Here is an 11081-nt window from a genome sequence, read left to right as displayed (position 1 = left end):
ACATGCCCCTTAGCGTGCGGCAAGCGGAGCAGGCTGGCGTGCACCCGCAAAATCGACGACCTGGGCACCATGCTTGTCGGCCCAGGCCTGCGCCTGTTGCTTGAGCAAAAAAGCGCTCAACCGGCCTTGCTTGTCGCGGGCGAACCATGCCTGATCGCCCAGCAGTTTGATGCCGGAATCGCGATCCTGCACGTAGAAGGCGCGCACCGGCTTGTTCTCGCGCGCCAGCTTCGCGAGTGCCTCGAAGGCCGCTTCGGGCGATGCGTAGTTGCGCACCTTCGGCTCGCCGCGCACCCAGATCTGGGCCACGCGCTCGAACTGTGCGATCGCCTTGCCCGTCGTGGCATCGTTGGCCTTCAGGGGCAACTGGGCGTAGTTGCGCAGCGCGGCCTCATAGTCGAGGTTGTCGGCCTTGAAGGCGGCGCGCACGTAGCGATCGTCGATGACGGCATTGGCGTCGAAGTGGCCGTCGGTACGATTGAGCAACTTGAGGGTGTCGAACGACGTCTGGACGGCCTTGCGATACTCCGGCTTCCATGTGAGGTCCCGGGTCTGCAGTCCGAGCGGGCCGTGGAACAGGTAATCGACCTCGGGTTCCACCCCGGTAACCTTGGCGATCAGCTCGCTGTACTTTTCCGGCTCGGCGTCGATCAGGCGATTCGCCTCGATGACGGCGCGAAGATACGCCACGACGACTTCGGGATAGCGCTCGGCGTAAGCCTTTTCCACGAGGGTGCCATGCAGTGTCGGCGCGTTGGCCTGAGCGCCGTCGTAAATCTTGCGGGCAAATCCGCGATACGGAAACAGCTCGGCGAAGGGGACGAAGTCGGCGTGCGCCTCGATCTTTCGCGCCTGCAATGCCGGACCGGCGACTTCCGGGGCTTGCGTGATGATGTTCACGTCCTTGTCGGGGTCCCAGCCCTGCGCCGCGACCGCGCGCAGCAACATGCCATGGGCGGTCGACGCGAACGGTACGGAAATGGTTTTGCCCTTGAGGTCGGCGAGCGACTGCACCGGCGAGTCGGTCGGCACGACGATACCGTTGCCGCTGCCGCGCACACTGCCCGAGAGGACGTTGATGAAGATGCTGGGCTTGCCCGCTTTGGTCGTGGCGACAATGTTGTTCACTCCGGGAAAGTCGGCCATCGATCCGAAGTCCAGTTTGCCCGCAACCATCTCGTTGGTGATGGGCGCGCCGCTGGTGAAGTTTTTCCATTGCACGTCATACGTCACGCCCGCATATTTGCCGTCGTGCGGCAGGTACTTTTCGAGCAGTTTCAATTCACGGATCAATGCGCCGCCCGTGGCGGTGTTGATCGTGGTGTCCTGTGTGCCGATCGCCACACGGAGGGTTTCGGCGTGGGCGCCGAGGGCGAGCAGTGCGGTGAGCGCGAATGTGCTGAGGTGAAGGCGAGTCATCGGGTCATCCTTTTTTGTGTGGCGGTGTGTGCGCGTGCCTTGGCAGCACGCCATCTTGTCAGCGAAGCAGATAGGGAATGGCGACGTGTACTGCGCCGGTCGGACAGTCCTTCTCGCACGGCATGCAGTACCAGCACTCGTCGAATTTCATGAACGCCTTGCCCGTCTCGGGATCGATGGCGAGCAAATCCATGGGGCAGACGTCGATGCATACGGTGCAGCCTTTGTCGGCGATGCACTTCTCTTCATCGATCGTCACGGGAACGCTGGAGCGCCATTGCGCCTCGCGGGGAACGAAAGCCATATGCGTGTCCTAGACGGTGGCGGCCTGAGCGGCTGCGGGTTGCGTTGCCGGCGTGCTGGCAACGCGCAGGCGTGAGTAAGCGGTGCGTTCCGTGTCGTCGAGCGCAATGAGGTACGGCTCGATCGGCTTCTTGAACGAGGTCATGGTGCCGTTGTCGGCCTTCTTCAGATGCGCATGGCAGAACCACTCGGTGTCGTTGCGCTCGGGAAAGTCGACACGGTGGTGATACAGTCCCCAGCGGCTTTCGGTGCGGAACAACGAGGCGCGTGCCGCCATTTCGGCGCAATCCCGAATGGCGGACACCTCGGCCGCACGCATCAGTTCGTGCGGATTGGTGGCGCCGAGCTGCTCGATGTCCTCGCGGATCTCGTCGAAGCGCTGCAGGCCGATCTCCATGCGGCGCGTGACCTTCGGCGGTTGCAGGTAATCGTTGACGAAGCGCCGCAGCTTGTACTCCACCTGCGCCGGGGGAAGTCCGTGGGCGCGGTACAGCGGTGCAAAGATGCGCGTGCGCTCGGCGTCGACCTGTGCGGCATCGAGCGCGGCGAACTCGGCGCCCCCAACGCGCTCGGCAGCGTGTTCGCCTGCGAACCAGCCATACGTGAACGCGCCGAGCATATAGTTGTGCGGCACGGCGGCCATATCGCCAGCGGAGTAAAGGCCCGGCACCGACGTGGCGCCGTGCTCGTCGACCCACACGCCGGACGCGCTGTGGCCGCTGCAAAAACCGATTTCGGAGATGTGCATCTCGATCATGCGGGTCCGGTAGTCGTTGCCGCGACGCGCATGGAAGCGCCCCCGGCTGGGCCGCTCGTTCGTGTGCAGAATCGTCTCGATCGTCTGGATGGTTTCTTCGGCAAGATGGTCGAGCTTCAGGAACACCGGCCCGTTGCCGCTTTGCAGTTCCTGATAGAACTCCCACATCATCTGACCGCTCCAGTAATCGCACTCGATGAAGCGCTCTCCGCTGCCATTGGCGGTGTATCCGCCGAGCGGCCCGGTCACATACGCGCAGGCGGGACCGTTGTAGTCCTTGATGAGCGGGTTGATCTGGAAGCACTCCAGATTGGAGAGCTCGGCGCCCGCGTGATAAGCCATCGCGTATCCGTCGCCGGCATTGGTCGGGTTTTCGTAGGTGCCCATCAGATACCCCGAAGCGGGCAGGCCGAGACGGCCGGCGGCGCCGCAGCAAAGAATGACGGCCTTGGCCCGAATGACATAGAAGTCGGCCGTACGGCAATCGAAGCCCATGACGCCGGCGATTTCGCCCGCCGCGCCGGTAAGCAGACGCGTTGCTACGACGCGATTCGTGATTTCGACGCGGGCACGCTTGAGCTGGCGATAGAGAATCTTCTTGACGTCGTGCCCTTCGGGCATGGGCAAGACGTATGCTCCCATGTGATGGACCTTGCGCACGGCGTAATCGCCGGTCTCATCCCTTTCGAACTTCACGCCCCAACGGTCGAGTTCCTCGATGGTCCGAAAGCTGTGGCGCGCATAGGCCAGCACCGTCGCCTGATTGACGATGCCGTCGTTCGCGACGGTAATTTCCTTGGTGTATTGCTCGGGGGTGGCGTGCCCGGGAATGATGGCGTTGTTCAGGCCATCCATGCCCATCGAGATGGCGCCGCTACGTTTGACGTGTGCTTTGTCGAGCAGCAGCACGCGAAGGTTAGGGTTGCGTTGCTTGGCCTTGACGGCCGCCATCGGTCCGGCGGTGCCGCCGCCGATCACGACGATGTCGTATTCGAGTTCGTGGGTCTGCATGGTCCTTGAGCCTTGAGCCGCCGCCGCTGTCGCTGCAACCGAACGTTTCGGCAACTTGTTATAACAAGTAAGGACCTGATTGTAGGAGGACGTCCTGCGCAGACAAATGAATTGTTTTTGCTTAGCTTTCGCCGGGGGGTGATAAGCCTTCGGGGACGTGGACTACGGCGCTTAGCCGCATCGGCTGCATTAGTCGATTCAGCCGATTCAGCCGCTTCAGTCGTGTCCGGCGGCGCTCAGCCGCCTTGGTCGTGCCGGGCGGCGCGCGCCAGATGGCCTGGGCGCGGCGGCATGCTCACGGTCAACGCGCAGCCGGTATTGGAAGGTGTCGCCGCGGAAGTAGAGGAACTCGAAATCGATGGGGTGCCCTTGTCGGTCGTGGGTCAGTCGTTCGATGCGCAGCAGGGGCGCGCCTTCGGTCGTGCTGAGCGCGCTGGCGAGGGCCGCATCGGCCTGCACGGCGTCGATGCTCAGATCGGCCGACCCCAACGGCACGGCGCAGTCGTTCTCGAGGATGAGAAAGATATCGCGTGTCACGAGATCGGCGCGCTGCAACTGTCGTCCGAGGGCTTCGGGCAGATAGGTGACTTCGTACGACACCGGTGCGCGGTTGAGCAACCGTACGCGATGGATTTCCGTGACGGTTTCGCCGTCCGTCACGTCCAGCCGAAGCGCGACATTGGCCGGCGCGGGAACGAACCGGAAGTGCACCACACGGTTAACGATTTCATGGCCTTGACGCGACATGGCTTCGGCAAAGCCCTGCAGCGACGTCACATTCTGGAATGCCTTCGGCTGGGAAACGAACGATCCCTTGCCGTGCACCTTGAAGATCAGCCCCTCCTTTTGCAAGTCGCCAAGGGCCTGCCGGATGGTGATTCGGCTCACGTCGGACATGGCCTGCAACTCGCTCTCCGAGGGCATGCGGCTGAGCGGCGCGTAGTGCCCATCGAGGATGCCGGTGCGCAGCATGTCCTTGATCTGGGTATAGAGCGGTACCGGCGAGTCGGGTTCGAGTTTCAGGCGGCGAGTGGGCATTGCGTGACGGGCGGGTAATGGCGTGCCGTTGAAGGGCGTCACGCACGGAGCAGTTCGCTGCGGGGATTATAGCGGCACGCCTTTGGCGGGAGGTCTTGTTTCGTTATGCCGCGCGATAGCCGGGTGCGCCCGGAGCAAGCACCGGGCGTCAGCGGGCTTGTGCGAGCGATCTAAGCAAGGTCGGCACCTTGTCCTTGCTGGTGACTTGCACGCGTGACATGAGCGCGTGGTCGACCCGTTTCAGGCCGTAGTTGCGCGTGATGTCGTCGTGCATGCGATGCCAGAGATGCACCGTCATTTCAGCATCCACCATCGCCCGGTGGGCGCGGCCGGTCTGCGGGAGCTGGAGCATTTGCGCCAGGCCGGAGAGCCGGTGATTCGGCGCATGCGGGTATAGTCGCCGGGCGCTGAGCATCGTGCAGGCGAAGGCGTGATCGGCGCGTGAGCCCAGCATGGCGAGTTCTGCCTGCCAGAAGCGCTTGTCGAAACCGGCGTTATGGGCGACGACCGGGCAGTTGCCAACGAAGGCCGCCGCCTCGCGCATGACTTGAGCGACGGGCGGCGCCGAGGCGATCATGTCGTTCGTGATGCCGGTCAATGCCGCGACGTCGGAGGGAATCCGGCGCCCGGCATTCATCAGGCTTTGGTAACGATCCACGATCTGGCCTTCGCGCCACAGAATGACGGCAATTTCCGTTGCCCGATCGCCTTGGGCTGGCGACAGGCCGGTGGTTTCGAAGTCGAGGATCGCTACTGTCTGCATGCCGCTTCTCAAATGGAGGTTGTCGGGGCGACGATGTTGGCCAACATCGGAATTTCGCGGGTAATTTTACAGGGCCTTGAACACGGGCCGAACTTGACATCACTTTCTGAAGTAAGACTTCTTACCGCTGTCGGAGTAGCAAAGCAGGGATAGTTGGCCGTGTGAACCAACGTCGAAACGCACATTGCCAAAAACAGCAAACCGAGACGCATCGTTATCCTCATTTTGTCGACGGATCATACGATGGCTTCGAAGACTTGCCGGGAATTTTCCATGAGCCGGACGTAAAAAATGCGCCCCAAGCATTTCGCTTGGCGGCGCATTTTCAAACTACGGTGCAGACGTCGCACCGTAGTCCGGCAAGTGCTTAGATCTGCACCGTGTCGGCGACTTCCTTGAAGTCTTCGATCTGGTCGAAGTTCATGTACTTGTAGATCTTGTCGCCGTTAGATGCGAGCACGCCCATGTCGGCCATGTACTCTTCCTTGGTCGGGATCTTGCCCAGACGCGAGCAGATCGCGGCCAGTTCCGCCGAGCCGAGGTACACGTTCGTGTTCTTGCCCAGACGGTTCGGGAAGTTACGGGTCGACGTCGACATGACCGTCGCGCCTTCGCGCACTTGCGCCTGATTGCCCATGCACAGCGAGCAGCCCGGCATTTCGGTACGGGCGCCGGCCGTGCCGAACACACCGTAGTGACCTTCTTCCGTCAGTTGCTTCTGGTCCATCTTGGTCGGCGGGGCGACCCACAACTTGACCGGAATGTCGCGCTTGCCTTCGAGCAGCTTCGATGCGGCGCGGAAGTGACCGATGTTGGTCATGCACGAACCGATGAACACTTCGTCGATGGTCGCACCGGCAACGTCCGACAGCGTCTTCACGTCGTCCGGATCGTTCGGGCAGGCCACGATCGGCTCATGGATGTCGGCCAGATCGATTTCGATGACGGCTGCGTATTCGGCGTCGGCGTCCGGCGAGAGCAGTTGCGGGTCGGCGAGCCACTGTTCCATCGCCGTGATACGGCGTTGCAGGCTGCGCGGATCCTGATAACCCTGCGCAATCATCCACTTGAGCAGCGTGACGTTGCTGTTCAGGTATTCGATGATCGGTTCCTTATTCAGGTGCACCGTGCAACCGGCGGCCGAACGTTCAGCGGAGGCGTCCGACAGCTCGAACGCTTGCTCGACCTTCAGGTCGGGCAGGCCTTCGATTTCGAGGATGCGGCCCGAGAAGATGTTCTTCTTGCCTTGCTTGGCGACCGTCAGCATGCCTTGCTTGATGGCGTACAGCGGGATCGCGTTGACGAGGTCACGCAGCGTGACGCCCGGCTGCATCTTGCCCTTGAAGCGGACCAGAACCGATTCCGGCATGTCCAGAGGCATCGTGCCGGTGGCAGCGGCGAAGGCGACCAGACCCGAGCCTGCCGGGAAGCTGATGCCGATCGGGAAGCGGGTGTGCGAGTCACCGCCGGTGCCCACGGTGTCCGGCAGCAGCATGCGGTTGAGCCACGAGTGGATCACACCGTCGCCCGGACGCAGTGCGATACCGCCACGGTTGCTGATGAAGTTCGGCAGCGTCTGATGCGTCTTCACGTCCACCGGCTTCGGATAAGCGGCGGTGTGGCAGAACGACTGCATGACGAGGTCGGCCGAGAAGCCGAGGCAGGCCAGATCCTTCAGTTCGTCGCGGGTCATCGGGCCCGTCGTGTCCTGCGAACCGACCGAGGTCATCTTCGGTTCGCAGTATGTGCCGGGACGCACACCCTGACCTTCCGGCAGACCGCAGGCGCGACCCACCATCTTCTGCGCCAGCGAGAAACCGCGGCCGCTGTCGGACGGCTGTTGAGCCAGACGGAACAGCGTCGACGGGGCGAGACCCAGCGCTTCACGCGCCTTGGCGGTCAGGCCACGACCGATGATCAGGGGAATGCGGCCACCGGCGCGCACTTCGTCGAACAGCACGTCGGACTTGACCTGGAATTCGGCGATCACGGCGCCGTTCTTCAGGGCTTTGCCTTCGTACGGACGCAGTTCGACCACGTCACCCATTTCCATCTGCGACACGTCGAGTTCGATCGGCAGGGCGCTGGCGTCTTCCATCGTGTTGTAGAAAATCGGGGCAATCTTGCTGCCCAGGCAGACACCGCCGAAGCGCTTGTTCGGGATGAAGGGGATGTCTTCGCCCGTGAACCACAGCACCGAGTTGGTGGCCGACTTGCGCGAGGAGCCCGTGCCGACGACGTCGCCCACATAAGCGACGAGGTGACCCTTTTCCTTGAGCGACTCGATGAATTTGATCGGGCCGCGCTTGCCGTCTTCTTCCGGGGTGATGCCGGGGCGGGCATTCTTGAGCATCGCCAGCGCGTGCATCGGAATGTCGGGGCGGGTGGTGGCGTCCGGGGCCGGCGAGAGATCGTCGGTGTTGGTTTCGCCCGTGACCTTGAACACGGTGATGGTCAGGCTTTGCGGGACTTCCGGGCGGCTCGTGAACCATTCGGCATCGGCCCAGCTTTGCAGGACGGCGCGCGCGTTGGCGTTGCCCTTGTCGGCGAGTTCCTTGACGTCATGGAACTGGTCGAACATCAGCAGGGTTTTCTTGAGCGCGTCTGCCGCGACGGTGCCGACTTCGGCGTCCGACAGCAGCTCGATGAGCGGGGCGATGTTGTAGCCGCCGAGCATCGTGCCGAGGAGTTCGGTGGCGCGGGCGCGGGAGATCAGCGCGCAGGCCGTTTCGCCCTTGGCGACAGCGGCGAGGAAACCGGCCTTCACGCGGGCGGCTTCGTCAACACCGGCGGGCACGCGGTTCGTGATCAGATCGACCAGCGTCTGCGCTTCGCCAGCGGGCGGGTTGGTCAGCAATTCGACCAGTTCGGCGGTCTGCTGAGCGCTCAGCGGCAGGGGAGGAATACCCAACGCGGCGCGGGCGGCCACGTGTTCACGATAGTTTTCAAGCATGAGGAGACCTGCTGATGTTGCGTTTCGGGGGAGGTTTTGAGGCCTCCGGGGCTTGTTCCAGTACGGCTTTTGCCCGTGATTTTAGTCCCTATGCAAGGCAAGGTCAAATGTCTTATGTCTTATATAAGACCAGAAGAATGAAGCAGCTCTTTTTGCGGGAACGTACGACACAGGGGCAGGGGGGCGCTTCGTGTACCGGGAGGCATTGGGAAGGCGCAGCGGTCGCGACGGACCGCCGCCCCGGATCAGGCGAAGTACTGGCCGGGCGTGCGTCCGAGGGATTTGCGGAACATTTCGATGAAGCCCGTCGTGCTCTCGTAGCCCGGTTCGTTGGCGACTGCGGAGACGGCCCGCCCTTCGGCCAGGCGGTATAGGGCTTCTTGAAGACGGGCGTGGCGTCGTGCCACAGCTTGTCGGCCTCGCGCTGGGGATTGACGCGGCAGCGCTGGGGATCGACAGGCATGTCGTGCGGGTGGAGGAGGTTCGCCGGGTGCAGAAGTGGGTGTAATAGAACGGGCGTTTGAAGGTCCTTCGATCTCATCGTCTGTCCTAATAGGCGGTGTTCGTCGGATGCGTTAGGGTTGCGAAGCATAAGACGTTAAGGAATACGTATCATTGACATAAGCTGTCAACATAACGAGTCGTCACGGGGGCTGTCATGAAGCGAGGCTGGGGGCTAGGGAGTGTAATTGCGGGTGTACTGTTTCTTGCGGGCTGTTCAGCGCTCCCGGGCGGGACTTACCGAACATTGAGCGCAACGAACTATCTACCACCGACTTCGGCAGAAATTCCGTTGAGAGCGGGGCCCACGTCCGAAGCCTTCGACTATCCGGTGATGTTTGGAACGACGCGCAAGGCGTTGGCTGGCGGGAACGGATTCTCCGACGAACGGGACGAAGCGCTGCATTATGGTCGGGTGTTCGTGACGATTCCGAAGAATCACCGCACGGGCTCTCTCGGCTCCGGGCTGGGAACGTTGCTGGGGTATGACCCGAAGTTGACAGTGGGTCGCTTCGAGACGGTGTCGAGCGAGGCGCAGTTTCTAGACCTCGCGCGGCGTGAGCTTCAGCCGGTCATCGGGCCTGAGAACGGCTATGTGGTGGTTTTCATCCACGGGTACAACAATTCATTCGACTCGGCGGCGCTGCGTGCGGCGCAGTTCGGCGCCGATCTCGATGTGCCCCCGAACAACTTGTTTCTCTTCTCCTGGGCGGCACGAAGCGGTGTCATCAAATACACGTTCGACGAAGCGACGGTCGACACGAGCGAGGTCTATTTTCGTACGTTCCTGGATACGGTGGCGCGGGCGGCAAGCGGACGTACGATACATATCGTTGCGCACAGCATGGGGAATCGGGCGTTGCTGCGCGTCATTGCGTCGGGGGTAAATAGTGTTTCGTCGGACCGCAGCATCCGGTTCGGCCAGATTATTCTGGCGTCCGCAGACGTGGACCGGGAGTTGTTTGCGCAGCTCGCACCCAACTATCTGAAGGTGTCGGACAGGACGACGGTTTACCTTTCCCCGTATGACTATGCCGTGGCGGCCTCGGATCATGTCCACGACTATCCGCGAGTCGGATGCGGGACGGCTCCCCAGGTGATGGTCCCGGGCATCGATAGCATCGTGTCGACGCTCCCGGAAGACTTCCCTGCACACGCGTACTTCGCAGAGACGCTTCCTCTGCTGACGGATATCAAGAACCTGATATTGCGAAACACGCCCGCGCGCAGCGGCAAGGATTGGGAACAGCTTGATGGCTACTGGGTCGTCGGTGGAAAAGCCAACCATGCGAAAGTCGTCTGCCGTACGCGTGACACCCTGATGCCGGCGGCGCGATAGCGCTGCGCCGGGGCGTGGGATGCCGTCGGGTGTCATCGAGTCGGATCGGCCAGCGCTTTTACCGCCAGTGCCGTCGCGGCGGCGCGGGTTTCCACCAGAAGTTTTCGGAACAGGTGTTCCACATGCTTGTTCACGGTTCGGGGCGCCGTGCCGAGAATGTCGCCAATGTCCCGGTTCGTCTTGCCGCGCGATACCCAGAGAAGGACTTCGGCTTCGCGTGTGGTCAAGCCGAAGCGAGACGACAGCGCATCGCGGGAAACGGAGTCATCTGTCTCGGAAAGCATGACGATCCATTCACCCGCCGCCGGCGCTGGCGTGGCGGTGACGGAGCGGCGGACGTTGCCTGCCGTGAACTCCTGCACGGCATCCGACCGGGCACCGCGCGCGAGCCAGTCGACAAACCAGTTACGTAGCACAGCGGGAAGCCGGGCGGTCCCCGGCAGCGGGTCCATCGGATGAACGGTCTGATCGACGTATGCAGCGATTTGCCGTGCCGCTTGCGGGCTGCGCCAGAGAATCGTCCCGTCACAGGACACGATCAGCGCAGCGCGAGCGTTTAGCGACAGCGCCACGTGCGCATAGGCTTGTGCCCGTGAGCGCAGCACGTGAGCACCGATACGCGCACACACCTCCTCCGGGCGTACCGGCTTCGTCACATAATCGATTCCGCCAACGCGAAACCCCTTCACCACATGCTCGCTTTCCGTGAGCGACGTCATGAATATCACTGGCAGGTGTTCGTGTCGGTTGTCCCGCTTGATTCGCAGGCACGTCTCGAACCCGTCCATGTCGGGCATCATGGCGTCGAGAAGTACGACATCGGGCGTGACCCGGGACAGGCACTTGAGCGCGGCTTCCCCGCTCAATGCAACCAGCACCGTGTAACCATTCGCCCGCAAGGTGTCAGAGAGAAACGCGAGATTGTCGGGCGTGTCGTCCACGATGAGCACAACAGGACGCTCCCCCAACCATTCGGATGCTTCGCTGACCTGCATGC

General features: G+C 62.3%; 9 protein-coding genes. 1 reads left to right on the top strand and 8 read right to left on the bottom strand.

What is annotated here, in order from left to right; translation table 11 throughout:
• Positions 1-9 precede the first annotated feature (9 nt).
• The 7 genes from MB84_RS15295 to MB84_RS29040 form a co-directional block, all read right to left on the bottom strand.
• Entirely contained in the window at positions 10-1419 is a 1410-nt protein-coding gene (locus MB84_RS15295; RefSeq protein WP_046292393.1) for an ABC transporter substrate-binding protein, read from the bottom strand.
• A gap of 58 nt (positions 1420-1477) precedes the next feature.
• On the bottom strand, positions 1478-1723 hold the full coding sequence (locus MB84_RS15290) for a 4Fe-4S dicluster domain-containing protein (protein WP_046292392.1): 246 nt from the start codon (positions 1721-1723) through the stop codon (positions 1478-1480).
• Positions 1724-1732: 9 nt separating this feature from the next.
• Positions 1733-3490, bottom strand: a complete 1758-nt coding sequence (locus MB84_RS15285; RefSeq protein ID WP_046292391.1) for a fumarate reductase/succinate dehydrogenase flavoprotein subunit — start codon at positions 3488-3490, stop codon at positions 1733-1735.
• Positions 3491-3706: 216 nt separating this feature from the next.
• Complete coding sequence (locus MB84_RS15280; RefSeq protein ID WP_046292390.1) at positions 3707-4528, bottom strand: GntR family transcriptional regulator; 822 nt, start codon at positions 4526-4528, stop codon at positions 3707-3709.
• 148 nt (positions 4529-4676) lie between these two features.
• Entirely contained in the window at positions 4677-5291 is a 615-nt protein-coding gene (locus MB84_RS15275; RefSeq protein ID WP_046292389.1) for a 3'-5' exonuclease, read from the bottom strand.
• 367 nt (positions 5292-5658) lie between these two features.
• Positions 5659-8244, bottom strand: a complete 2586-nt coding sequence (acnB, locus tag MB84_RS15270) for a bifunctional aconitate hydratase 2/2-methylisocitrate dehydratase (protein WP_046292388.1) — start codon at positions 8242-8244, stop codon at positions 5659-5661.
• A 245-nt stretch (positions 8245-8489) separates the two neighbouring features.
• Complete coding sequence (locus MB84_RS29040) at positions 8490-8651, bottom strand: helix-turn-helix domain-containing protein (RefSeq protein WP_211279309.1); 162 nt, start codon at positions 8649-8651, stop codon at positions 8490-8492.
• A gap of 428 nt (positions 8652-9079) precedes the next feature.
• Here MB84_RS29040 and MB84_RS15265 point away from each other — a divergent pair, with 428 nt between their 5' ends.
• Complete coding sequence (locus MB84_RS15265) at positions 9080-10084, top strand: alpha/beta hydrolase (RefSeq protein ID WP_169835014.1); 1005 nt, start codon at positions 9080-9082, stop codon at positions 10082-10084.
• Positions 10085-10116: 32 nt separating this feature from the next.
• Here MB84_RS15265 and MB84_RS15260 read toward each other — a convergent pair whose 3' ends face one another.
• Positions 10117-11079, bottom strand: coding sequence for a response regulator transcription factor (locus tag MB84_RS15260; protein WP_046292386.1), 963 nt, complete (start codon positions 11077-11079; stop codon positions 10117-10119).
• Between the last annotated feature and the right edge of the window lie 2 nt (positions 11080-11081).

The sequence above is a fragment of the Pandoraea oxalativorans genome (assembly GCF_000972785.3).
Classification (GTDB): Bacteria; Pseudomonadota; Gammaproteobacteria; order Burkholderiales; family Burkholderiaceae; genus Pandoraea; species Pandoraea oxalativorans.
Note: the sequence above shows the minus strand (reverse complement) of the source record. Positions and strands in the feature narration are given on the sequence as shown.

Coding starts and splice junctions, on each gene's coding strand:
- MB84_RS15285 (WP_046292391.1), bottom strand. CDS start 3,490: ATGCAGACCCACGAACTCGAATACGACATCGTCGTGATCGGCGGCGGC.
- MB84_RS15290 (WP_046292392.1), bottom strand. CDS start 1,723: ATGGCTTTCGTTCCCCGCGAGGCGCAATGGCGCTCCAGCGTTCCCGTG.
- MB84_RS15280 (WP_046292390.1), bottom strand. CDS start 4,528: ATGCCCACTCGCCGCCTGAAACTCGAACCCGACTCGCCGGTACCGCTC.
- MB84_RS15295 (WP_046292393.1), bottom strand. CDS start 1,419: ATGACTCGCCTTCACCTCAGCACATTCGCGCTCACCGCACTGCTCGCC.
- MB84_RS15265 (WP_169835014.1), top strand. CDS start 9,080: ATGTTTGGAACGACGCGCAAGGCGTTGGCTGGCGGGAACGGATTCTCC.
- MB84_RS15260 (WP_046292386.1), bottom strand. CDS start 11,079: ATGCAGGTCAGCGAAGCATCCGAATGGTTGGGGGAGCGTCCTGTTGTG.
- MB84_RS15275 (WP_046292389.1), bottom strand. CDS start 5,291: ATGCAGACAGTAGCGATCCTCGACTTCGAAACCACCGGCCTGTCGCCA.
- acnB (WP_046292388.1), bottom strand. CDS start 8,244: ATGCTTGAAAACTATCGTGAACACGTGGCCGCCCGCGCCGCGTTGGGT.